The sequence below is a fragment of the Rathayibacter sp. PhB1 genome, from assembly GCF_004362935.1.
Taxonomy (GTDB): Bacteria; Actinomycetota; Actinomycetes; order Actinomycetales; family Microbacteriaceae; genus Rathayibacter; species Rathayibacter festucae.
On the sequence record NZ_SNYD01000009.1, the window covers coordinates 127,710 to 151,505 of the forward strand.

The following is a 23,796-nucleotide window of genomic DNA, read 5'->3' on the forward strand; positions in this document are numbered from 1 at the left end:
CGCATGACCGACACCACCGCTCCCAGCACGCCGACCACCGACACCGAGACGGCCCTGCTGCGCCTGCGCACCGGTACGCCGACCACCCCGATCAGCCCGACCCTCTACGGCCTCTTCCTCGAGGACATCAACTTCGGCTGCGACGGCGGGCTCTCGGCCAACCTGGTCAACAACCACAGCTTCGAGGGCGTCTACCTCACCAACGGCACCCTGCCGTACGCGCCCCTGGATCTGATCCCCGACGGCGCGCGCGAGCGGTTCGCCGCCATGGCCCCCGAGGATCTGCCCCTGCAGGCCACCACGCCCGCCGGCCGGCACCTCGACCGGCTCCGGCACTGGCGCGTCACCGGCGGGCGCCTCGAGTCCGCCAGGAACGGTGCCGCTTCACCGGGAGCGTCCTTCGCTCGACTGCGTCTGGACGAGGAGACGGGCACGCTCGAGAACCAGGGCTACCCGGGCGAGCTGCCGGGCATGGCCTTCGACCCCGAGCGGCCGATGCTGCTGAGCCTGCTGCTGCGCACCGACGCGTTCGACGGAGCGCTCGAGGCCCGCCTCGTCGGCGCCGACGGCACCGTCCTGGCGAGCGGAGCACTGCAGCACACCGCGGGCGGGTGGCAGGAGTGCCGGGTCCGGCTCGTCCCCACGGCCACGGCGCTCGGGTCGCTGCAGATCGTCGCCACCGGCGCCGGAGCGATCGACCTCGACGAGGTGCGCCTCGTGCACGAGGACCACTGGGGTGCGGGCGACCCGCGCTGGAGCCAGGGCCTGCTCCGCCGCGACCTCGTCGAGGCGCTCGGCGCGCTCGCCCCGCGCTTCCTCCGCTTCCCCGGCGGTTGCATCGTCGAGGGCTGCGGCGACGGCAGCCACTACGACTGGAAGAAGACCGTCGGCCCCGTCCTCACCCGCCGCGCCGAGTACAACATGTGGGGTCAGTCGCGCGCGGACGGCGACTACAGCCAGAGCAACCAGATCGGCTTCTACGAGTACTTCCTGCTCTGCGAGGACCTGGGCATGGCACCCATCCCGGTGGTCTGGGCGGGCGACAGCTGCCAGACCCGGCAGGACGAGCACCTGCCGCTGGAGAGCGCCGAGTTCGCCGCCGTGATCCAGGACACCCTCGACCTGATCGAGTGGGCGACCGGCGACGCGACCACGAACCACTGGGCCGCTCTCCGCGCCGCCGCCGGCCACCCGGAGCCGTTCCCGCTGCAGCACCTCGGCATCGGCAACGAGAACTTCGGCCCGGAGTACCTGGCCCACTTCGCGCGGATCAGGGACGCCGTGGACCGAGCGCACCCCGGCCTGACCGTCATCGTCAACGGCGGAGTGATCCGGCCGGGGGAGACCGCCGACCCCGCGTGGGAGATCTACGGCGAGGACGAGAACGTCCTGGTCGACGAGCACTTCTACAACTCGCCGGCCTGGGTGTTCAACGCGACCGAGCGCTACGACTCCTACCCGCGCGGTGGTGCGCGACTCTTCCTCGGCGAGTACGCCGCCTACCTCGGCTACGACCTCGGCGACCGGCACCCGACCGTCCCGGAGAGCATGCTGGCGCCCGAGCCGAACACCTGGCTCAGCGCGCTGGCCGAGGCGGCGTTCCTCACGGGCGTCGAGCGCAACTCCGACGTCGTCGCGTTCAGCTGCTACGCCCCGCTGCTCAACCTCGTCGAGCACGGGCAGTGGCCGCACTGCCTGATCGACTTCAGCCCGAGTCGCGTCGTGCGCACCGCCAACTACCTCGTGCAGCAGCTGTTCGCCACCCGCATCGGCGAGCACGTCGTGCCGATCGACGGCGCACTGCCCGAGGGCGTCTTCGCCTCCGCCAGCCGCGGCGACGGAGTCCTGCACCTGAAGCTGGTCGCGATCGGCGCGGAGCCGGTCGCGCTCACCCTCGCCATCGACAAAGCACGGGACGGCTCGGTGCCCGCCACCGTCATCGGCGCTCCGCTCGAGGCGGTCAACCGACTCGCGTTCGACGGAGAGCCGCGGATGGAGGTGGAGCCGCGCACGGTCGACGTGGACGTCCGCGGAGGATCCGTCGATCTGATCCTGGAACCGACCAGTGTGCTCGCGGTCTCGTTCCCCGTCGTCGCAGCTCAGGACATCCGATGAGCACGTTCGATGCCGCCCGCATGGTGGAGAAGCTGACCCTCGAGCAGAAGGTCGCGCAGCTCCGCGGCCTGTTCGCGACGGAGTTCTTCACCGCCTCGGGCCTCGATCCGGCCCGCGCGTCGGTCCTCCGCCCGCACGGAGTCGGCCACATCTCCATGGCCTGGTTCCTCGCCGAGACAGCCGACGAGCTGCGCTCGCAGCTCGACGCGATCCAGGAGTACGTGCGCGAGAGCTCCCCGTTCGGGATCGGCGCGATGGTGCACTTCGAGGCGATCAACGGGGTCGTCCACGACTCCGGACCGCAGTTCCCGACGGCCTGGGCGCAGGCCGCCTCTTGGAACCCCGCGCTCATCCGTCGCGCGGCCGCCGTCAGCTCCGCGCTGACCGAGCGGATCGGCGGCCACGCCGTGTTCTCTCCGGTCATGGACCTGGCACGCGATCCGCGCTGGGGCCGGGTGCACGAGACCTACGGCGAGGACACCGAACTCGTGGCGCAGTGCTCCGTCGCATTCGTCCAGGGCATCCAGGGCCACGACGGCGAGCGTCCCATCCTCGCCACGGGGAAGCACTTCCTCGGCTACGGCGCCTCCGAAGGCGGTCTCAACCAGGCCGTCACGCAGCTGGGCCGTCGAGCGCTCGTCGACGAGTACGCCGAGCCGTTCCGCCGTGCCATCGCCGAGGCCGACCTCGCGCTGATGATGAACTCGTACAACGAGGTCGACGGGGTTCCGGCAGCGGCGAACCGGTGGATGCTGACCGATCTTCTGCGCGGAGAGCTCGGGTTCTCCGGCCCCGTCGTCAGCGACTACTCGTCGATCGCGATGCTGCGCACCGTCTATCACACCGCTCCGGAACCCGGCGAGGCAGCCCGTCGAGCGCTCGACGCCGGGCTCGACGCGGACCTCCCGGGCGGCGAGGAGTACGCGCTGCTCGAGGAGGAGGTCCGGTCGGGACGCCTGGACGAGCGCGTCGTCGATGTCGCGGTCGAGCGCACCCTCGTGGCGAAAGCACGCGCCGGACTCGTCCCGGAGTTCCGCCGGACGAGCAGCGCTCCCCCGGTGGACCGCGAGGAAGCCACCGAGGTCCGGAAGACCCTCGCGGATGAGTCGCTGGTGCTCCTCAGCAACGACGGTGTGCTCCCTCTCTCGGACGAGAAGGTGAAGATCGTGGTCGTCGGGCCCGCGACCGACGAGCTCCGCCTCCACTTCGGCGCCTACACCTCGGTGTCGAACATCGAGATGTTCCGCGGCTCCATGGCGCTCCGGGCCGGGGAGATCCCCGGGATCACCGCCGAGGAGGCCATCTTCACCGACATCTTCCAGGCCCGGATGCCCGGGATCGAGCCGACCTTCGAGGAGGCCGCGAAGAGGCTGCACCCGGACGCACCCACTCTTCTCGGAGCCCTTCGCGCCCGGCGCCCCGACGTCGCTTTCGTCGAGCTCGGCGATCTGACGCCAGATGCCGCCGTCCTCGACGAGGCCGTGGTGGCCGACGCCGTCCGCGGAGCAGATCTCGTGATCGCCGCGGTCGGCGAGCGCACCGGCTGGGTGGGCAACAATACCGCCGGCGAGGGCCAGTCCACCAGCGAGCCCCGCCTTCCCGGGAACCAGGAGCAGCTCGTCGCGCTCCTGGCCGACACGGGAGTACCCGTGGTGAGCGTCATCGTCACCGGCAGGCCCCTGCTGCTCACCGAGATCGTGGCGCAGTCGAGCGCCGTCCTCCTCGCACCTCTCCTCGGCGAGGAGGGCGGAGAGGCGATCACCCGCGCGCTGTTCGGCGAGGTGAACCCCAGCGGCAAGCTTCCGAGCACCTTCCCGCGCTCGATCGGGCAGATCCCGATCTACCACGGGCACCACTTCGGCAGCGGGTACGACCACCCGACGGGCATCCGCCACGGCTACAACGACCTCGCCTCGCAGAGCCCCCTGTTCGCCTTCGGACACGGGCTGTCCTACACCGAGTTCGAGCTGACCTCCGAACCGCCCGAGCCGACGGTGGAGCCCGACGGCCGGTTCGCGCTGACGGTCACGGTCCGCAACACCGGGTCCCGGGCCGGCGACACCGTGGTCCAGCTCTACGCCCGCGACGAGGAGGCCTCGGTCGTGCGCCCCGTCCGCCAGCTCGTCGCCTTCGAGCGAGTCGCACTCGACGTCGGGGAGGAGAAGACGATCGAGCTCTCGGCACCGGTGGCGCGACTCGCCTTCACCGGCCTCGACGACCGACGAGTGATCGAGGCCGGACGAGTGACCCTGACCGTCGGCTTCGCCTCGGACGACATCCGTGCGACCTCCGAGGTGGAGATCCTCGGTTCCGTCCATCTGCTCCGCTCTTCACCCGCAGCTCTGCCTGCCGAACCCCGAGGACGACACTCATGACACTTCTCGACAGCGGTCCTCTCGGACCCGAAGCCGGTGTGGTCTCGTACCGCCGCCTCCCAATGACGGCCCTCCGCCGCACGCCGGACCTCGACCTGGACGGGGCCTGGTCCTTCCAGCTGCTTCCCTCGTGGGACGCCGACCTCACCGACGAGTGGGCCGACGTGATGGTGCCCGAGCTGTGGACGATGCGAGAGGCGAGCGATCGCCCGCACTACACCAACATCACGATGCCGTTCGATCTGGTCCCGCCTCAGGTTCCGAGCGCGAACCCGACCGGCGTCTACCGCCGCTCGCTCCAGCTGACCGGGATCGGCGAGGACCGAGTCGTGCTCCACGTGGGCGCTGCGGAGGGGTATCTGCAGGTCCGCGTCAACGGGAGGACGGCGGGGGAGAGCACCGACTCCCACCTCGCCGCCGAGTTCGACATCACCGCCGACGTGCGGGAGGGCGCGAACGAGATCGAGCTGCGCGTCGCGAAGTGGTCCGTCTTCACCTACCTGGAAGACCAGGACCAGTGGTGGCAGTCGGGCCTCAGCCGTTCGGTGCAGCTCCACCGGCTCCCCCGAGCACGACTCCAGGACATCAGACTCGTCGCGGACTACGACCCCGACACCCGCCTCGGATCAGCCCGGATCGTCGCCACCGTCAACGGCGCGGACCAGAGCTTCGAGAGGACGCACTCGGTCCGGGTGAGCGTCGCCGGCAACGTGGTCGAGAGCCCTGTCGGCACGCGCCAGACCGCGCTCACCATCCCGCCCAGCTCCGCGGACCGCACCCGACCCCCGGCACCGCTGATGCCCGACGGGATCATGGACCTGATGAGCCTGCATGCGGCCGGGGCGACGCTGTCGCCCGAGGCGGCGGCCGGTGCCGCCGCCTCGCATGCGGCGATGCATCCTGCCGAACGCCCCGGTGCCGCGACGATCAAGCTGGCCGACCTCGCCGTCCAGCCGTGGTCCGCGGAGACGCCTCACCTGGAAGCCGTCCTCGTCGAGCTCGTCGACGCGAACGGCGTCGTCGCCGACCGCACCGAGATCCGAGCGGGCTTCCGCCGAGTGGAGATCGCTGGGCGGGACCTGCTGGTGAACGGTCGCCGGATCTGGATCCAGGGAGTCAACCGTCACGACTTCCACCCGGAGACCGGTCGCGTCCTCAGCCGTGAGGACTACCTCGCAGACCTGTCGCTTCTCAAGCGCTTCAACGTCAACGCCGTGCGCACCTCGCACTACCCCAACGACCCCGTGTTCCTCGACCTCTGCGACGAGCTCGGCCTCTACGTGTTCGATGAGGCCGACATCGAGGGTCACGCGTTCGCCAACCAGATCTGCAACGACCACCGCTATCTGGAGGCGTTCGTCGACCGCGTGTCACGCATGGTGATCCGCGACAAGAACCACCCCTCGGTGATCGCCTGGTCCCTGGGGAACGAGACCGGCTACGGAGTGAACCACGACGCCGCGGCCGCCTGGGTGCGTGGCTACGATCCCACCCGCCCTCTGCACTACGAGGGCGCCATCGCGGCCGACTGGCACGGGGGCCGCGCCGCCACCGACATCGTCTGCCCGATGTACCCGCCAATCTCCGCCCTCGAGGCGTTCTCCGCGCACGCGGACGCCGACCGGCCGCTGATCATGTGCGAGTACGCGTACTCGCAGGGCAACTCCACCGGAGGCCTGGCGGACTACTGGCGCGCGATCGAGTCGCTCCCCGGCGTGCAGGGCGGATTCATCTGGGAGTTCAAGGATCACGCGCTCGACATCGACGGCGACCGCCACTACCGATACGGCGGCGACTTCGGCGACGAGCCGAACGACGGCCCCATCGTGCTGAACGGCGTCGTCTTCGCCGACGGCACCCCCAAGCCCGCGCTCTACGAGGCCCGCGGGCTATTCAGCCCGGTGCGCATCGTCTCCTCGATCCAGGAGGCGCTCGAGGGCAGGGTGACGGTCCTGAACCGTCAGACGTTCGCCGATCTGTCCTCGCTCACGTTCGCGTTGGCCACGGAGACGACGGAGGGTTCGACAGAGCGGTTCACGGTGGAGGTCCGAGCCGATGCGGGGGAGACGGTGACCGTCGAGGTTCCCGACGCGCTGCGTCGCAGGCTCGTTGACGACGACGCCCTCGCCCTCACGCTCGACGTCCTGACCGCCGAGGACACGGTCTGGGCTCCGGCCGGGACCGTTCTGGCGCAGCACCAGCTGACGCTGCCGCTGCCCCCCGGGAACTCCGCGACCAGGCCGTCGTCGGGCCGTCCGGTCGGAGCCGACGGCCGACTCGCGCACCCCCTGCTGGCGGTCGCTCCGCGCCTGAACCTGTGGCGCGCGCTCGTCGACAACGACACGTCCTTCTTCCTGGACCAGCGCTTCATCCGCACCGGCTTCTTCGAGCTGACGGAGGACTCCGTCTCCCTCGACGACGAGCCCGACGGTGCCGTCCTGGTCCGCACCCGCTACAAGACGGCCTTTGGGGACGAGGTCATGCACTCGCAGCGCATCACCCGGGTCTCGCCCGACGAGTTCGAGTTCGTCGAGACCGTCCAGCTGCCCGAAAGCACAGTGGACGGGCTGCGCGTGGGAATCGAGTTCGAACTGGCCGGCGCCTTCGACGACCTGCAGTGGGTCGGGCTCGGGCCGTGGGAGAACTATCCCGATCGCCGGGCCTCCGCGCTGCTCGGCCGATGGTCCTCCACCATCGACGACGCGGCAGTGCCCTACGTGCTCCCGCAGGAAAACGGCGGGCGCGGCGAGGTGCGGTCGGCGCGCCTCTCCGGACCGGCAGGAGTGGTGACCACGACGCACGATTCGCCACTGCAGCTCACCGTCTCCCGCCACACGGTCCCGGAGCTCGAGGCCGCTCAGCACTGGTGGGAGCTGCCGGAGAGCCGCCGGACCATCGTGCAGCTGGACATCGTGCACCGGGGCCTCGGCACTGCCCAGCTCGGACCCGACACTCCCCTCGAGTACCGGTTGTCCGATCTCGAGTACCGCTGGTCCTGGAGCCTGCGACTCGGAACCGCCGCGGACTCGTGACCCCCCTCGGGCACTCGTGAGCGCTCCCGCCAGGAGCGCTCACGAGTGCCCTTCCTCATCCCCTCAACCAGCCCCTAGGAGCACTCCGTGTCAGCACGCTTCCCGATTCCGACCACCCTCTCGCCCGAAGCACGGGCGGTCCTCGCCGCCGTTCATGAGCGTCCCCCGCTGCCCACCCCCACCCCGTCCGACACCGAGGGCTGGGCGTTCCTCGAGGCAGCGGCCGCATCGACGGAACCCGAGGTCCTCGAGATCATGGCCCTGTCCACCGTCGGAGCCGTCCCGTCCGACGAAGAGGTCGACGTCGTCGACCGCACGGTCGGTGACGCCACGTTCATCGTCGCCACCCCGCGATCCACGACCTCCGAGGACCGCCGCGTCCTGCTCAACATGCACGGAGGAGGCTTCACCTTCGGCGGAGGCGCGACCGCACGACGATCGACGCAGCTGCTGGCCGGGAACATGGGGCTGACGACCTGGGGGATGGATTACCGGCAGCTGCCCCACCACCCCTTCCCGGCCGGGCTCGACGACTGCATGACGGTCTACCGCCTCCTCCTCGAGGATCGCGCTCCGGAGGACGTCGTCGTCGTCGGGCAATCGGGCGGGGCGAATCTCGCCGCCGCTCTGATGCTGCGGATCCGGGACGAAGGACTCCCCACTCCCGCCGGTCTCGGACTGGTATCGCCGCCGACGGACTTCACCTTCCAGGGAGAGACCTGGTACACCAACGCCGAAGGCACCTCCTCCGACGGGTTCGTCAACATGCTCGCTCTGTACAAGGGGGAGTACCCGGCGGAGCATCCCTACATCTCGCCGCTGTTCGGCGAGTGGGACGACAGCTTCCCCCCGATGATCATCACCTCCGGCACCCGCGACATGCTCCTCTCCGACGCCGTCCGGCTCCATCGGACACTCGTGAAGGCCGGCGTGAAGACAGAACTGCACGTCTGGGAAGGCGCACCGCACGGCTTCTTCATGGGGCGCGCGCCGGAGGACCACGAACACGTCCAGCAGGTGCGCACCTTCCTGCACGCCCAGCTCCAGTAACGGGCAGCACACCACCCGCGGACGGCCTTCCGGCGGCATCGCGGAAGAGCTATGGACTTTGTTGTCACGTGTCGGCTAGCATCCAGTGTCGCGTGTCACTAACTCGCCGGAGGATGCTCGAGCCCCGGTGATCGAAGGCGCCGACACCCACACCACGACAAGGGAGTCAACGAATGAAGGTTGCGTCAGCACTCAAGGCGGTGGCGGTCGCTGCCGTCGTCGCGATCGCACTGGCGGGCTGCACCGCCGGTGGATCGTCGGGAGGATCGGGCGGCGGGGAGCAGACCCTGCACCTGTCGCAGGGCGGTACTCCCTCGAACTTCACGATCGGCGAATGGGGCGGTGGCGAGAACCTCCTCTCCACGGCGGTCTACGACACGCTCATCACGATGAGCCCCGACGGTGAGCTGCTCCCGGGGATCGCCGAGTCCTGGGAGTACGACGACAGCCGAACCGCTCTCACCCTCGACATCCGCAGCGGCATGACGTTCACCGACGGTGAGAAGCTCGACGCCGAAGCCGTGGCGGGATCGCTCGAAGCTCTGAGGAAGGGAACCGTCAGCCAGGCCGCGTGGGCGAGAGTCGCGTCGGTGGAGGCCACGGACGAGTCGACCGTCGTCGTCACCCTCTCCGCTCCGGATGCCGCGTTCCTCCCCGCTCTGACCAACTCGAACGGCGCTGTCGGTGCTCCCGAGGTGCTGACCGACGCGAGCTCACAGCTGGAGCCCGTCGGATCAGGTCCGTACATCCTCAACACCCAGAAGACGGTGGCGGGCTCGAAGTACGTCCTGGACCGGAATCCGGACCACTGGAACGTCGATTCCTACCCCTTCGAGCACGTCGAGGTCTCGATCCTCGCCGACCCCACGGCGACGCAGAACGCGCTCCGCTCGGGTCAGCTCGATGTGCTCGGCGCGGCCGAGAACGCGGACCAGTACCCCGCCGCTCAATTCGACTCCGGACCGAACAAGCCGACCTCCATGGCTATCCTCTGGCTCTCCGACCGCGCAGGAACGATCGTGCCCGCTCTGGCGGACATGCGCGTCCGCCAGGCGATCAACCTCGCGTTCGACCGCGACACGATCGCGTCGAACCTGATCGGCGACGGATCCTCGGCAACGAACCAGGTCGTCAGCGACATCGACTCCGCCTACTCAGAGGACCTTCTCGATTTCACGCCCTACGACGTCGAGAAGGCCAAGGCGCTGATGGCGGAGGCCGGCTACGCGGACGGGTTCACCGTGACGATGCCGAGCACGCCCTATTCGCTTCAGTACGAGTCCGTCATCACGCAGTCGCTGGCCGACATCGGCATCACGGTCAATTACGAGTCCGTCGCGCTGACCGACTTCTTCACGAAGGTCGCCACCAAGAACTACGCGATGTACTTCATGTACAACGGCACGAGCGGCGACAACGCCCTCGACATCAAGAACTCGCTCGGCGGCATCTTCGACCCGTTCACCAGCGCCACGCCCGAGCTCACTCAGCTGATCGCCACGGCAGACGCTGCGCCCGACGAGGACCAGGCAGCGGCCTGGGGTGATGTGAACGAGTATCTGGTGCAGAACGCCTGGAACGCGCCGCTCAACCAGGTCAACGGTTTCTGGGTCGCCTCGAAGAAGGTCACGTACACCGCTCCCACGCAGTACAACCTCAACCTGCTGCCCTACGCGCCGGCCGGCGAGTAGCACTCATTCCGATCGAGTGGCGCGGGGAGGTCCTCCCCGCGCCACTCCGGGGGTCATCATGCTGACATACCTGCTGCGTCGCCTCCGCGACGGGCTCATCCTCATCTTCGTCGTGACGGGCATCACGTTCTTCATGACCTACGGCGCGAACCTGCCGGTCGCGTTCAACATCCTCGGCCCGTCGGCCACACCGGAGCAGATCGCTCAGCTGAACGGTCAGCTCGGTCTCGACCGGCCGGTGATCGAGCAGTACTGGAGCTGGCTCACCGGCGTGTTCCAGGGAGATCTCGGCACCTCGTACTTCACGAGCGAGCCGGTCGTGACGTCCCTCTCGACCCGACTGCCGGTCACCCTCTCCGTCGTCCTCGTCGCCTCGGTCCTTGTGATCCTGCTCAGCACGATCCTCGGAGTGGTGTCCGCCGCCCGAGGCGGGATCGTGGACACGATCCTGCAGGGCATCTCCACGATCGCGTTCGTCTTCCCGGGGATCGTCCTCGCGATCGTGTTCGTCTACGTGTTCGCCATCCAGCTGGCGTGGGTGCCGGCGGTGGGGTTCACGCCGCTGGCGGAGTCGCCGTCCGCCTGGTTCTCGTCCATCGCGCTCCCCTCCCTCCTGCTCGCCATCGGCGGAGTCGCGTCCCTGGGCGCGCAGATCCGCGGGGCGATGGCAGACCAGCTCGAGCGGGACTACGTCCGGACCCTCCGGACCCGTGGTGTCTCGGAGGGGAAGATCCTCCTCAAGCACGCGCTGCGCAACGCCGCCGCTCCGGGGCTGACCGTCTTCTCCCTCGAATTCATCGGCATGTTCGGCGGAGCGCTCTTCATCGAGAAGATCTTCGCGCTCCCCGGCTTCGGAACGTTCGGTTACCAGTCGTCGATCCAGGGGGACCTCCCCGCGATGATGGGCGTCGCGCTCTTCGCCGTCGGTCTCCTCGTCATCGTCAATCTCGTCGTCGACATCCTCAACGGATGGCTCAATCCCAAGGTGAGGACCCAGTGACCACCGCAGCCGACCTCGCAACCGTTCTTCCCGATGCGCCCGGTACCCGACGCCCGGCGGGGGCGTTCACCCGCCTCCTGCGCAAGCCGATGGGGATCATCCCACTGCTCATCCTGGCCGTGCTGATCGTCCTCGCGATCCTGGCCCCTGTCCTCAGCACGCACTCACCCACCTTCGCCTCGCTCGAGCAGGTCAATGCCCCTGCAGGCACCCCCGGTTGGCCCCTCGGCGCTGACCAGTACGGTCGCGACATCTGGGCGCGCGTCCTCACATCTCTGCAGGTGTCGTTCATCTCCGCCATGCTCGGAGCCGGCATCGCCGTCGTCGTCGGAACGACCTTCGGCCTCATCGCCGGGTACGTCGGCAAGCGGACCGACGCGGTGTCGTCCTGGGTCTTCAACCTGGTCATGAGCTTCCCCGGGATCGTTCTGCTCATCGTGCTGTTCCCGGTGACAGGTGGCACCTATCAGGCGACGATGCTCGTCTTCGGCTTCCTCCTGTCTCCCGGCATCTACCGGCTCGTCCGCAACCTCGTCCAGGGCGTTCGCAACGAGCTGTACGTCGACGCGGCCCGCGTCGCCGGCCTGTCGAACCGCAGGATTCTCACGCGTCACGTCCTCTACGTGGTGCGCGGTCCGATCGTCATCGCCCTCGCCTTCCTCGCCTCAGCAGCGATCGGCGTGCAGGCGGGCCTCGCCTTCCTCGGCTTCGGTGCGGTCAGCCAGCCGAGCTTCGGCAGCATGACCTCGGACGCCTTCACCAACATCTACACCGCCCCTGAGCAGCTCATCTGGTCCGCCGGCGCCCTGGCTCTTCTCAACGGATCACTCGTTCTTCTCGCCAACGCCTACCGCGACGTCCTCTCAGCTCCGCAGGCGAAGGCCAAGCGTCGGCGCGTCAAGACGGGAGAGGCCGTCGTCGAGAAGGCCGACACATCAACAGCCGCTCCCATCGCTCCGTCCGACCACGGTCTGCTCCGGGTGCGAGGACTGCGCGTGAGCTATCCGCAGGCGGACGGGAGCAGGAAGGACGTCGTCCGCGGGGTCTCGCTCGACATCGCGCCCGGCGAGATCGTCGGACTCGTCGGCGAATCGGGCTCGGGCAAGACGCAGACGGCCTTCTCGATCCTCGGTGTCCTCCCCAAGCAGGCCTCGGTCGTCGCGGACGCCCTCGATCTCGCGGGAGAGTCGTTGCTGAGCAAGGACGCCACGGCGATGCGCCGGCTCCGACGCGGAGTGATCTCCTACATCCCGCAGGAGCCGATGTCGAACCTGGATCCGTCGTTCACCGTCGGCAGTCAGCTCATCGCCGGTATCTCCGCCGGAATGTCGCGCAAGGAGGCGAAGGACACGATCATCGGTCTGCTCGCGCGAGTGGGCATCACCGATCCCGAGCGGACCTACAACTCCTATCCGCACCAGATCTCCGGCGGCATGGCGCAGCGTGCCCTGATCGCCGGCGCGGTGGCCTCGCGTCCCAAGCTCCTCATCGCCGACGAGCCCACGACGGCGCTCGACGTCACCGTGCAGGCGGAGATCCTGGATCTCCTGCGTGATCTGCAGGCCGAGTACGGCATGGGCGTGCTTCTCGTCACCCACAACTTCGGAGTCGTCGCAGACCTCTGCGACCGCGTGATCGTGATGCGGGAGGGCGAGCTCGTCGAGTCCGGCGACGTTCGAGAGATGTTCCACCACCCGCAGCACCCGTACACCCAGCAGCTCATCGGGGCGATCCTCGACGAGGACACCGTTCGCACCGATCCTCCGCGCGTTGCGACGGAGACCACAGGGAGCACAGAATGAGTCCACTTCTCACTGTCGAGGATCTTCGACTGCGCTACCCGAGCCGAGGCTTCCGGTCCAAGGGGACGGAGGTGCTCAAGGGCGTCTCGCTGGAGATCGCCGCGGGAGAGACGCTCGGCCTCGTGGGCGAGTCCGGGTCCGGCAAGACGACCCTCGGCCGCGCCATCCTCGGTCTGGCGCAGCCGACGAGCGGCGCGATCCATTTCGACGGACAGGACATCACGCGCCTCGATGCCGTAGGACGCCGGAGTCTCGCGAAAGACGTCCAGGTGATCTTCCAGGACCCGTACACGTCACTCAACCCCACGCTGCGCATCGACGACATCCTCAGCGAGCCCCTGATCGGGCAGGGAGCCGACCCCAAGGAAGCCCGCGCCTCGGTCGGTGGACTCCTGGCCCGCGTCGGGCTGCCGGCGGATGCTGCGCACCGCTACCCGAGGGAGTTCAGTGGGGGGCAGCGCCAGCGAGTCGCCATCGCACGAGCGCTGGCGCTGAAGCCGCGACTCGTCATCTGCGACGAGCCCGTGTCGGCGCTCGATCTCACGACGCAAGCTCTTGTCCTCGATCTGATGATCGAGCTGCAGCGCAGCACCGGCGTCGCCTATCTGTTCATCACCCACGACCTCTCGGTGGTGCGCCACATCAGCCACCGTGTCGCGGTGCTCTACAAGGGCGAGATCGTCGAGACCGGACCGGTCGCCGCGGTGACGGACACTCCGCAGAACGACTACACGCGGCGCCTGATCCTGGCCGCGCCGACGGCCGACCCGGACCGCCAGCGGGAGCGTCGCGAGGCGCGCCGGCGCTTGGCGGCGGAGACGCACTGAGCGGTTCGCCTTCCTCCCGGATGTGACGAAGGCCGCCGCCGGACCCCGGAGAGAACGTGTCGGAGAACCTGTCGAGAGGACAGGTCTCGTGACGGGTCCTCTCCGGGGTTCCGTCGTTTCCCGTATCGGGTCGACTCGCCGTCGTGCGCTCGAGGCAGCGGCAGGGGCCGGGCCCCGCCCGGGATCCGTCGTCAGACCGGGGCCTCGGAAGGGTCCGCCGCCTCGTCCGACACGCGGGTGGCGAGCGGGATCTCCTTGACGAAGCACATCAGCAGGGCGGACAGCACCATCAGCGGGACGAGGAACAGGAACACCGGCGCGAGCGCGTCGGTGTACGCGTTCACGACGAGCAGGTGCTCGGCCGGCGGGAGCGCGTTGATGGCCGCGGGCGTGAGGCTGTTCGCCCCCGCGACACCCTCTCCGGAGGAGGTCTGCAGGTTCGCGGTCAGCCGCGCGACGAAGAGGCTGCCGACGAGGGCCGACCCGACGAGGGCGCCGACCTCGCGGAAGAAGCTGTTGGACGCCGTCGCCACGCCGAGCATCGAGTGCGGCAGCGAGTTCTGCACGATCAGCACCAGAACCTGCATGCCGAGGCCGATCCCCACGCCGAGGATCCCGACGTAGATCGCGGCGAACACGGGTGGCGTCGCCGCGTTCATCGTCGAGAAGAGCAGGAGAGCGACGATCACCGTCAGTGAGCCGGTGATCGGCATCCACTTGTAGCGACCGGTCCGCGTCACGAGGTTGCCGCCCACGATGCTCGTGATCATCAGCATGCCGATCATGGGGAGCATCAGCAGGCCGGACTCGGTCGCGTTGATCCTGTTCACGATCTGCAGGAACGTCGGGATGTAGCCGAGCGCGCCGAACATGGTGAGCCCGAGCATCAGGCCCGCGACCGTGGGCAATGTGAAGGCGCGTGCGCGGAATAGTGCGAGCGGGATGACCGGCTCCGCCGCTCGGTGCTCGGTCCAGACGAACAGCGCCGCGGCAACGACGAATCCGGCGATGAGACCGAGGATGACGGGGGAGTCCCAGTCGTACTGCGTCCCGCCCCACGAGGTGACGAGCACGAGGCAGCTCACCGCCGCGGCGAGCAGGGCGATGCCGGCGACGTCGATGCGCGGGCGCCGGCGGGGCTTCCGGGGCAGGTGGATGAGGCGCCAGGAGATGAGGAAGGCGGCGGCGCCCAGGGGGATGTTGATCCAGAGGGCCCAGCGCCAGGTCAGAGCATCGGTGAACCAGCCGCCGAGGAGCGGGCCGAGGACCGACGACAGGCCCCAGACGGCCGCGATGTAGCCACCGTACTTGCCTCGCTCGCGAGCGGGGATCACGTCGGCGATGATCACCTGCGACAGGAGCATCATTCCTCCGCCGCCGACCCCCTGGATCCCCCGTCCCAGGATGAGCATCTCCATCGAGGTCGCCGCACCGCCCACGACCGAGCCCAGGACGAAGATCGCGATGGCCGTGAGGAACAGGCCCTTCCGGCCGACCGCGTCGCCGAGTCGGCCGTACACCGGCATCGTCACGGTGACTCCGAGGATGTAGGCGGTCGCCACCCACAGCATGTGATCGACACCGTCGAGCTCTCCGACGATCGTCGGCAGCGCAGTGCCGAGGATCGTCTGATCCAGTGCCGCGAGGAGCATGGTGACCAGCACGGCGATGAACACCCACACGACACGCGGCCGGGCCGCCTCCTGGTCGCCGGGAAGGTTCGGGGCGACAGTCCTGGACGTCATGAGGCGCGCACCCGCGACGCGATCTCGGCGATCGAGTCGAAGGCGGTGTCGAAGTGCTCGGCCAGAGTCCTCGTGCCCGTGATGTCCCCGCTCCAGAGCTGGGCCGCGATGGTGTACGCGGCGCCGATGACGGCGATGCTCGTGACGGCCCGGAGGTGCACAGTGGTCGGCGGAGCGCTCGGTTCCTCGACCGAGAGCAGCTCCTCGAGAATGGCGAGCAGCTCGTCGCTGACGTCGCTCATCCGACGGTAGTCGCGGGCGATGAGCTGCGGGCAGCGGCCCATGGCCTCCCGGCGGAGGCAGGTCCGCTCGGCCTCTCCCGGCCCGGTGTCGGCGAGCGAGTCGCGGATCGTCTCGCGGACGCGATCGAGGGCGGAACCGGTGCGGGCCACCATCGCACCACGATCGAAGTGGGCTCCGGCGCTCCTGACGTTCCCCAGGGCGGCGTCCTCCTTGCCCGAGAAGTAGTTGAAGAAGGTCCTGCTGGTCACGTCCGCGCGATCGCTGATCGCCTCGACCGTCGTCTCTTCCAGTCCGCGCTCTCGGACGAGTTCGAGGGTCGCCCTCTGGATCGCCACCGCGGTGGCCTGCTTCTTGCGCTCGCGGCGCCCCGATTCCATCACTGGTGAATCATTGCACGATGTAAAACTTTTCTCGATGTAAACCTTTGCCGACTGTCCGCGCCTCGCAGCGGACGGGGCCTGCTCAGCTGGATTCGCCGGGCACCAGTGCCACGAGCGACTCGGTCGCGACCGACACGTCGGCCTCCAGGTCGGATTCGGGCCGGCCGAGAAGGCGCTTGAGCTCCACGACGAACTGCGCGTCGATCCCGGCCAGGTTGATCGCGATCGTGGTGAGCCGGGGGGAGATCAGCTGTCCGACGTCAATGCGGTCCACTCCCACGACCGCGACCTGATCCGGAACGCTCCATCCCATCCGCCGGACGACGGCCAGCACGGCGATCGCGACCTCGTCGTTGTAGCAGGCGATGCCGACCGGCCCGTCGATCCCCTGCAGAATCGGCGCGAGAGCAGCGACCGCCCCCTCCGGATCGAGAGGGACCGGAACGACCTCGGGTGCCTGGGCACCCGCCGTCGCCGCACCCTCTGCGACCCCCTCGGCACGGCGGATGCCGAAGGGACCGACCCGATCATCGGCGAGGATCGCGTAGAGGAGGCGGCGTTCGGGCCCCTTGAGGAGCTCCTGTGCCTGCATCCGGCCGACGAGGTGATCGAAGCTGCTCGAATCGCCGGGGTCTCCCGACGTCCTCGGCAGAACGGGGGTGCCTGCGGCTTCGAGCTCCGCGATCGTCTCGCGATCGAAGACGGAGAGGTGGAAGACGGCGGCGGGGCGGAGGTCGAGGATGGTGGTCAGCGTCGCTCCGATGTCGCTTCCGACGTAGCGGACGACGGCATTGAGGCCCAGCCGTTCCGCCTCGGCGGAGAAGCGCTCGATCGTCTGCTGCAGGCGGGTGCCGAAGGTGATGTTCGGCACCACGATCACGATCAGATCACTGACTCCCGACACCAGCGCCCGCCCGGCCCGGGACGGTCGGTACTGGAGCTGGGCGGCGGCGGCTGCCACCCGGTCGCGGGTCTCCTGAGGGAATCGCGCGTCGTTCCCGTTGAGGATCTGGCTGATCGTCGTCCGGGACAGTCCCGCGAGCTTGGCGACGTCCCTGCTCGTGGCGCGAGGGCTCGATCTCTCCGTGGGCACGCTGGGAGTCTCCCATACGGTCCGTGCCCAGAAAGGGCGGCATTGCGAAGTCGAGGCTCGGTCTCCATACTGAGTGACACGTGACACCGGACAGCTTCTGACCGGACGCCTGCAGCCCCACCCCTCGACAGCGACGCCGACGGAGTTCAGCGATCACCCTTCGGGAGATCAGGCGCAATCGGCGCTCAGCATCACGAGTCAGGCACGACGCCGAGTCCTTCCCGTCCGACCGACGTCCCACTATCGGAGACCCCATGACCACTCCTCTGTACCGTGACGCCTCGGCGTCCTTCTCAGACCGCATCGACGACCTCCTCGGGCGGATGACCGTCGAGGAGAAGGCCGGGCAGCTCACCCAGTACTTCTATTTCGGGGCTCCCGAGATGCCCGCGGACTTCGATATCGACGCCCTTCCTCCGGAGCATCGTGCTTTCCTCGAACAGCCGAAAGCAGTCGACAGGGTGCTGGAGAAGGGCGCGGTCGGATCGATCCTCTTCGTCACGGACGTGAGGCTGACCACCCGGCTGCAGAAGGTCGCGGTGGAGGAGACCCGGCTCGGGATCCCGTTGCTGTTCGGCTTCGACGTCATCCACGGCTTCCGCACCGTCTTCCCCGTTCCGATCGCTCTGGCCGCGAGCTGGAACCCGGCGATCATCGAGCGGGCACAGACGGTCGCCGCCCGTGAGGCGCGCGCCGTGGGCATCCACTGGGCGTTCGCGCCCATGATCGACATCGCCCGCGACCCCCGCTGGGGACGCATCGTCGAGAGCGCCGGAGAGGACCCGGTGCTCGGAGCGGCTGTCGCAGCGGCCCAGGTCCGTGGATTCCAGGGAGACCTCGGAGAGGACCGCGTCCTCGCCGGCCCGAAGCACCTCGCCGGCTACGGCGCCGCCCGAGGCGGACGCGACTACGACGACGCAGAGGTCTCCGACTCCGAGCTGCGCAACGTCTACCTCCCCCCATTCCGCGCGGCGATCGACGCCGGTGCGGCGAATGTGATGAGCGCCTACATGGACCTCAACGGTGTCCCCGCCTCGGCCAACCGCTGGCTGCTGACCGAGGTCCTGCGAGACGAGATGGGATTCGAGGGCTTCGTCGTCTCCGACGCGAACGCGGTGCGCTCTCTCGAGACGCAGCACTTCGCCAGCGACCTGACCGACGCTGCGGTCCGCTCCCTCGAGGCCGGACTCGACATGGAGATGGCCATCTCGGACGCTGCCTTCTCCCGTCTTCCCGAGGCCGTCGCCCAGGGGCGCATCGACGAGAGCGTCCTCGACACCGCTGTCCGCCGCGTGCTCGAGGCCAAGTTCCGCCTCGGCCTGTTCGAGCGGCCCTACGCCGACGCCTCGACCGTCGACGACGTGCTCGACGCGAGCGACCACAGGGAGATCGCTCGGATCGCCGCGGCGCAGTCCTTCGTCCTCCTCAAGAACGCCGACAACGCGCTTCCGCTGTCCTCGGAGCGCGTCGGCACGGTCGCGGTCGTCGGGCAGCTCGCCGACAGCCCCCGGGACATGCTCGGGCCGTGGGTCTTCAACCACGACACCGCAGAGACGGTCACCGTCCTGGACGGTCTCCGCTCCCGGCTCGGAAGCGACGCCGTGATCCACGCGCCCGGCGCGGGAATCCTCGAGCGCATGTTCCCCACAGCGATGGACCAGGCGGATCCGAGCATCGCCTCGACCCCGGACGACTGGGACGACGACAGCGAGATCGAGCGCGCGGTCGCCGCTGCCGCCGCGGCCGACGTCGCGGTCGTCGTGGTCGGCCATCGACAGAACCAGGCCGGCGAAGGAGCCTCCACGTCGACGCTCGATCTGCCCGGCCGCCAGCAGGAGCAGCTCGAGCGGATCGCCGCCACCGGCACGCCCGTCGTCCTCGTCGTCGTCACCGGACGCCCCGTCGACCTGCGCTGGGCGGACGCGAACGTCCCCGCGATCCTGCAGGCCTGGTACCCCGGCACGCGGGGCGGTGACGCCATCGCCGCGACCCTGCTCGGCGAGGACTCGCCGGCCGGCCGTCTTCCGTTCACCTGGCCGCGCCACGTCGGGCAGGTGCCGATGATCCACTCCCACCTGCGGACCTTCGCGCCCCAAGATCAAGGGAAGCGGTACTTCGAGGAGGAGAGCACGCCGCTCTACCCCTTCGGGCACGGCCTCTCCTATGCCGAGTTCGAGTACTCCGGCCTGCGCCTCGACCGCGACACCATCGCGGTCGGCGACACCGCGTCGGTCTCGGTCGACATCCGCAACACGTCGGATCGCACGGCGGACGACGTCGCGCAGCTCTACATCCACCAGCGGCACGGTGCATCCTCCCGTCCGCTCCGCGAACTCAAGGGCTTCGAGCGCATTACCCTCGCGCCCGGCGAGCAGCGCACCGTCACCTTCCCCGTCGGCCCCGACCAGCTGCGCTACTGGAGCGCCGCCACGCGCTCCGACACGCAGGACGCGACCACGGTCGACCTCGGCGTCGGCCCCTCGTCGACGGTCCCTCTCGACATCTCTCTCACCATCACCCCGGCCCGCGCCCGATGAGCACGCAGGAGCAGCACATGACGACCCCCCGACCCGCAGTACTGTGCAATCCGCTGGATCTGGCCTACCGGTTCCAGGAGATCCACGAGGGCGGGCCCGATCGAGCAGGCCGAACGGTGCACCGCGAAGCGGCGGACCCGTCGATCGTGCGGTTCCAGGACCGCTTCTTCCTCTTCGCATCGCAGTCCGGCGGGTTCTGGCACTCGAGTGATCTCGTCTCGTGGGAATTCCGTGCGACGACGAAGCTGCCCGAGTTCGACTACGCACCGGATGTCCGCGAGGTCGACGGTTCCCTCGTCATCTGCGCCTCTCGCGCGGGCGACAGCCCGTACTTCCGCAGCGAGAACCCTCTCGAGGACGACTTCGTCGAGATCAGTGCCGGCTTCCCGTTCTGGGACCCGCACGTCTTCCAGGATCGGGACGGTCGCACCTACTTCTACTGGGGATGCTCGAACAAGGAGCCGATCAGAGGCACCGAGGTCGACAGAGTGACCTTCGCCCCCCTCGGGGAGACACTCGACCTCATCAGCGCCCACACGGATCAGCACGGCTGGGAGCAGAGCGGCGAGGACTACATCATCAAGCCCCCGACGACCGAGCGTGAACGGCTGATCCTGCAGCACGTCGGCACGGAACCGTACATCGAGGGTGCGTGGATGACTCCGCACGCCGACCGCTACTACCTGCAGTACTCCGCTCCCGGTACCGAATGGAACACCTACGCCGACGGCTACTACGTGGGGGAGACCCCGCTCGGACCGTTCGCTTACTCCCCGCACAGTCCGTTCTCACTGAAGCCCGGAGGCTTCATCACCGGCGCCGGTCATGGGAGCACCTTCCAGGACGCGCACGGGAACTGGTGGCACGCAGCGACCATGCGCGTCTCGGTGAACGAGTCGTTCGAACGCCGGATCGGACTCTTCCCGGCCGGGTTCGACGCGGACGGTGTGCTGTTCTGCAATCAGAACTTCGGCGACTACCCGACGCTCGTCCCGAACGGCCCCGCCGATCCCTGGACGGACACCTTCGCAGGGTGGATGCTGCAGTCACTCGGGGCAGCGGCCACGGCCTCGTCGTCGAAGACTGATCGCGATCCCGCCTCGGCGGTCGACGAGGACATCCGCGACTGGTGGGTCGCAGGTTCGGCAGAACCCGGAGAGTGGCTGCACCTCGATCTCCGCTCGGAGCGCACCGTTCACGCGATCCAGGTGAACCTCGCCGACGACGACCTCGCCGCCATCGCACCCCTGCCGGACTCGGGTCAGCAGTTCGATTACCAGTACCGGGGGCACTTCGCGGGGGATCAGCCGACCGAATTCCGCATCGAGCTCTCGGTCGACGGAGTGGACTGGACGACCGTCGTCGACCACGGTGCGGGTTCGGCTGAGGCACCCCATGCCTTCGCGGTCCTGGATGAGCCCGTGCGGGCGCGCTTCGTCCGCCTGACCGGTGGGCGCATGCCGTTCGGCGGCCCGCTGGCCGTCAGCGGACTCCGGGTGTTCGGGCTGGGCGACGGAGACGCGCCGGCCCCCGTGATTCCCGCGGCCTCTCGTGTCGACGAGCTCACCGCGGACCTGGAGTGGAAGCCGAGCCACGGCGCCCAGGGCTACAACGTCCGCTACGGGATCGCTCCCGACAAGCTCTACAACAGCTGGCTGCTCTACGGGCAGACCTCACTCCGGCTCCCCACCCTCAACGCGGGTCACGACTACTGGGTCGCCGTCGACGCCTTCAACGAGAACGGGATCACCCCCGGCGCAGCGACGCCGCTGCGGGTCGGACCGTGTCGGTCGGCAGAGGAGTCGTGACCGTGGATCTTCCCCGGGAGGACTCGCCGCCACTGGTCCGCACGACGGCAGGAGCGGTGCGCGGGGAATGGGTGGACGGTGCTGCCCGCTTCCTCGGCATCCCCTACGCAGAACCGCCGTTCGGCGAGCTCCGCTTCCAGAGCCCGGTCCCCCGGCGACCCTGGGAAGGAGTCCTCGACGCGCGGCAGTACGGTCCCACTCCCCAGCGGGAGGCGCCGGGAGGGGCGACCACCATCCCGGAGCCGAGCATCCCGGGTGACGACATCCTGAGCGTGAACGTCTTCACGCCGCGTCCGGGTGACCCTGATGCCGCGCTGCCCGTGCTCGTGTGGATCCACGGCGGCGGGTACGTCTCAGGGTCGCCCGCGAGCCCCTGGTACGACGGACGCTCCTTCTCGAGGGACGGAGTCGTGACCGTGACGCTCGGCTACCGGCTCGGCTTCGAGGGATTCGGCTGGTTGCCCGATGCGCCTCAGAACCGCGGCGTGCGCGACTGGGTCCTCGCTCTCGAGTGGGTGCGCGACACCATCGCCGACTTCGGCGGGGATCCCTCCCGGGTCACCCTCGCCGGGCAGTCGGCGGGCGGCGGCGCCGTCATGACGCTGCTCACGCTGCCTGCGGCCGAGGGGCTCTTCTCGCAAGCGGTCTCGGTCTCGGGAGCACCGGCAGACATCTCGGTGGACGACGCGAGGTCGAAGGCCGAGGACATCGCCGGCCGTCTCGGCGTCCCCCTCACGGCCGCTGCGTTCGCTGCCGTCCCGGAAGCCGATCTGATCGCGGCACAGGTTCTCGGGTTCGAGGGCCGGGCGATGTCGAATCTCGTCGAGGTGCTCGCCCTGATAGGCGAGCTGAACGGGAGCCTCGATCTCGGACCGGTCGTCGACGGCGAGTACGTGGTCGACACGGTGGAGAACGGGATCGCCGCCGGGAGAGGCTCCGGCGTTCCGCTCATCATCGGTGCCACGCAGGACGAGTTCAGCGGAGCCTTCACCGCCCTTCGCGACAGCGTCGACCTTCTTCCCGCTCACGACGTCCTGACTCACCTGGGCGTCGACGGCGCGATCATCGACGACTTCATCGCCTGCCAGCCCGGTCGCTCCTCGAGCCGGATCGCCGGGCAGTACATCACCGATGTCATGTTCCGCGCCCGGATCATCGACTGGATGCGTCTGCGCGAGGGGGAGCCGACCTGGACCTACGACTTCACGTGGAGATCCGCGGTCTCAGGGCTCGCCGAGCACTGCATCGACGTGCCGTTCCTCTTCGACGTCCTCGATGCGGACGGAGTGGAGCGCGTGCTCGGGCCACGACCTCCGGCTGCTCTCGCAGACGCCGTGCGCGGCGCCTGGGTGCGCTTCATCGGGAGCGGTGATCCCGGCTGGGATGCCGAGCGGGTCACCGTGCTCGATGTCATCGGGCGGACGGAGGACACGATGGTCAGCGCACGGGTGCTGGCTGCTGCAGCTCGACACCCGCGCTCGATGCCGGAGGATCCCGATGCCGACGTCAGCGCCGGGCGCGCATGATGCCGAGCGCGTCCCAGCCGGCCTCCGCGTCTTCGACGAGGGCCGGGGTACCAGACGCCGGTTCTTCAACCGCCCGGCAACATGTTGAATCCCGATGCCCAGCCATCGCCCTTGCCAGACTTGATCTTTCAGACGGACAGTCGGCGGTCACCCGCGGCTCGTGCGAAGTTCCCGGCTGATCGCGCGCAGTCCGGTCTCGAGGGCTTCGAGCTCCGCGAGCGAGAGGCGCGAGAGCACGTCCTCGCCGAGCTCGGGGCGGGCGGCCATCAGCTCGCGGACGACGGCGCGGCCGAGGTCGGTGGCGTGGATGCGGCGGACGCGCTGGTCGGCGGCGTCGGTCTCGCGGACGACCAGGCCGCTCGCGGCGAGGCGATCGATGAGCTTGGACATCGACGGCATCGAGACGCCGAAGCTCTGCGCGAGGCCCGCGCCGGTCGCGCCTTCCTCGGTCGTGACGATCACCGAGAGCGCCTTCAGCTGCTGGATCGTGAGGTCGGTCGTCAGCAGCGGAGCGAGCACGCGGGGGATCGAGCGCACCGTGATCGCGATCGACAGGCGCTCGATGTCCGAGA

15 protein-coding genes are annotated in these 23,796 nt (G+C 68.9%); 11 read left to right on the forward strand and 4 right to left on the reverse strand.

Features of this window, described 5'->3' with window-relative positions; translation table 11 throughout:
* Window positions 1-3: 3 nt before the first annotated feature.
* The 8 genes from EDF17_RS18545 (at window position 4) to EDF17_RS18580 (ending at window position 13,892) form a co-directional block, all read left to right on the forward strand.
* A complete protein-coding gene (locus EDF17_RS18545; RefSeq protein ID WP_123448118.1) occupies window positions 4-2,115 on the forward strand; it encodes an alpha-L-arabinofuranosidase C-terminal domain-containing protein in 2,112 nt (703 codons plus the stop codon).
* Window positions 2,112-4,490 (forward strand): glycoside hydrolase family 3 N-terminal domain-containing protein, encoded by a 2,379-nt coding sequence (locus tag EDF17_RS18550; RefSeq protein WP_123448119.1) that lies wholly within the window; start codon window positions 2,112-2,114, stop codon window positions 4,488-4,490. Before EDF17_RS18545 ends, EDF17_RS18550 begins: the two co-directional genes overlap by 4 nt.
* 62 nt (window positions 4,491-4,552) lie before the next feature.
* A complete protein-coding gene (locus EDF17_RS18555; RefSeq protein WP_208110652.1) occupies window positions 4,553-7,522 on the forward strand; it encodes a glycoside hydrolase family 2 TIM barrel-domain containing protein in 2,970 nt (989 codons plus the stop codon).
* An 87-nt stretch (window positions 7,523-7,609) separates the two neighbouring features.
* A complete protein-coding gene (locus tag EDF17_RS18560) occupies window positions 7,610-8,572 on the forward strand; it encodes an alpha/beta hydrolase (RefSeq protein WP_123448121.1) in 963 nt (320 codons plus the stop codon).
* Between the two features lie 173 nt (window positions 8,573-8,745).
* Window positions 8,746-10,263 (forward strand): ABC transporter substrate-binding protein, encoded by a 1,518-nt coding sequence (locus EDF17_RS18565; protein WP_123448122.1) that lies wholly within the window; start codon window positions 8,746-8,748, stop codon window positions 10,261-10,263.
* Between the two features lie 58 nt (window positions 10,264-10,321).
* Window positions 10,322-11,263: an ABC transporter permease gene (locus EDF17_RS18570; protein WP_123448123.1), complete on the forward strand. Its 942-nt coding sequence runs from the start codon at window positions 10,322-10,324 to the stop codon at window positions 11,261-11,263.
* Window positions 11,260-13,065 (forward strand): dipeptide/oligopeptide/nickel ABC transporter permease/ATP-binding protein, encoded by a 1,806-nt coding sequence (locus EDF17_RS18575; RefSeq protein WP_243732971.1) that lies wholly within the window; start codon window positions 11,260-11,262, stop codon window positions 13,063-13,065. The genes EDF17_RS18570 and EDF17_RS18575 overlap by 4 nt, the downstream gene beginning before the upstream one ends.
* A complete protein-coding gene (locus tag EDF17_RS18580) occupies window positions 13,062-13,892 on the forward strand; it encodes an ATP-binding cassette domain-containing protein (RefSeq protein WP_123448125.1) in 831 nt (276 codons plus the stop codon). The genes EDF17_RS18575 and EDF17_RS18580 overlap by 4 nt, the downstream gene beginning before the upstream one ends.
* Window positions 13,893-14,083: 191 nt before the next feature.
* Here the strand turns inward: EDF17_RS18580 and EDF17_RS18585 are convergent, their stop codons facing one another.
* From EDF17_RS18585 to EDF17_RS18595, 3 genes are all read right to left on the reverse strand, one after another.
* The gene (locus EDF17_RS18585; protein WP_123448126.1) at window positions 14,084-15,637 is read right to left on the reverse strand and encodes an MDR family MFS transporter; all 1,554 of its coding nucleotides are present in this window, start codon (window positions 15,635-15,637) and stop codon (window positions 14,084-14,086) included.
* Window positions 15,634-16,257: a helix-turn-helix domain-containing protein gene (locus EDF17_RS18590; RefSeq protein WP_123448127.1), complete on the reverse strand. Its 624-nt coding sequence runs from the start codon at window positions 16,255-16,257 to the stop codon at window positions 15,634-15,636. The genes EDF17_RS18585 and EDF17_RS18590 overlap by 4 nt, the downstream gene beginning before the upstream one ends.
* A gap of 85 nt (window positions 16,258-16,342) precedes the next feature.
* Window positions 16,343-17,353 (reverse strand): LacI family DNA-binding transcriptional regulator, encoded by a 1,011-nt coding sequence (locus EDF17_RS18595; protein WP_133672155.1) that lies wholly within the window; start codon window positions 17,351-17,353, stop codon window positions 16,343-16,345.
* A 254-nt stretch (window positions 17,354-17,607) separates the two neighbouring features.
* Here EDF17_RS18595 and EDF17_RS18600 point away from each other — a divergent pair, with 254 nt between their 5' ends.
* The 3 genes from EDF17_RS18600 to EDF17_RS18610 are packed head-to-tail and all read left to right on the forward strand — an operon-like array spanning window position 17,608 to window position 23,224.
* On the forward strand, window positions 17,608-19,890 hold the full coding sequence (locus EDF17_RS18600) for a glycoside hydrolase family 3 N-terminal domain-containing protein (RefSeq protein WP_123448129.1): 2,283 nt from the start codon (window positions 17,608-17,610) through the stop codon (window positions 19,888-19,890).
* Window positions 19,891-19,907: 17 nt separating this feature from the next.
* Window positions 19,908-21,698, forward strand: a complete 1,791-nt coding sequence (locus EDF17_RS18605) for a family 43 glycosylhydrolase (RefSeq protein WP_123448130.1) — start codon at window positions 19,908-19,910, stop codon at window positions 21,696-21,698.
* Window positions 21,699-21,700: 2 nt separating this feature from the next.
* Window positions 21,701-23,224: a carboxylesterase family protein gene (locus EDF17_RS18610; RefSeq protein WP_166649744.1), complete on the forward strand. Its 1,524-nt coding sequence runs from the start codon at window positions 21,701-21,703 to the stop codon at window positions 23,222-23,224.
* Window positions 23,225-23,371: 147 nt separating this feature from the next.
* Here EDF17_RS18610 and EDF17_RS18615 read toward each other — a convergent pair.
* The coding region (locus EDF17_RS18615) for a MarR family transcriptional regulator (RefSeq protein WP_123448132.1) at window positions 23,372-23,796 on the reverse strand (425 nt) is incomplete at its 5' end.

Bases quoted from the DNA above. Each gene is read 5' to 3' on its own strand.
- EDF17_RS18570 (WP_123448123.1), top strand. From the start codon at position 10,322: ATGCTGACATACCTGCTGCGTCGCCTCCGCGACGGGCTCATCCTCATC.
- EDF17_RS18600 (WP_123448129.1), top strand. From the start codon at position 17,608: ATGACCACTCCTCTGTACCGTGACGCCTCGGCGTCCTTCTCAGACCGC.
- EDF17_RS18545 (WP_123448118.1), top strand. From the start codon at position 4: ATGACCGACACCACCGCTCCCAGCACGCCGACCACCGACACCGAGACG.
- EDF17_RS18585 (WP_123448126.1), bottom strand. From the start codon at position 15,637: ATGACGTCCAGGACTGTCGCCCCGAACCTTCCCGGCGACCAGGAGGCG.
- EDF17_RS18580 (WP_123448125.1), top strand. From the start codon at position 13,062: ATGAGTCCACTTCTCACTGTCGAGGATCTTCGACTGCGCTACCCGAGC.
- EDF17_RS18605 (WP_123448130.1), top strand. From the start codon at position 19,908: ATGACGACCCCCCGACCCGCAGTACTGTGCAATCCGCTGGATCTGGCC.
- EDF17_RS18555 (WP_208110652.1), top strand. From the start codon at position 4,553: ATGACGGCCCTCCGCCGCACGCCGGACCTCGACCTGGACGGGGCCTGG.
- EDF17_RS18550 (WP_123448119.1), top strand. From the start codon at position 2,112: ATGAGCACGTTCGATGCCGCCCGCATGGTGGAGAAGCTGACCCTCGAG.
- EDF17_RS18565 (WP_123448122.1), top strand. From the start codon at position 8,746: ATGAAGGTTGCGTCAGCACTCAAGGCGGTGGCGGTCGCTGCCGTCGTC.
- EDF17_RS18590 (WP_123448127.1), bottom strand. From the start codon at position 16,257: ATGGAATCGGGGCGCCGCGAGCGCAAGAAGCAGGCCACCGCGGTGGCG.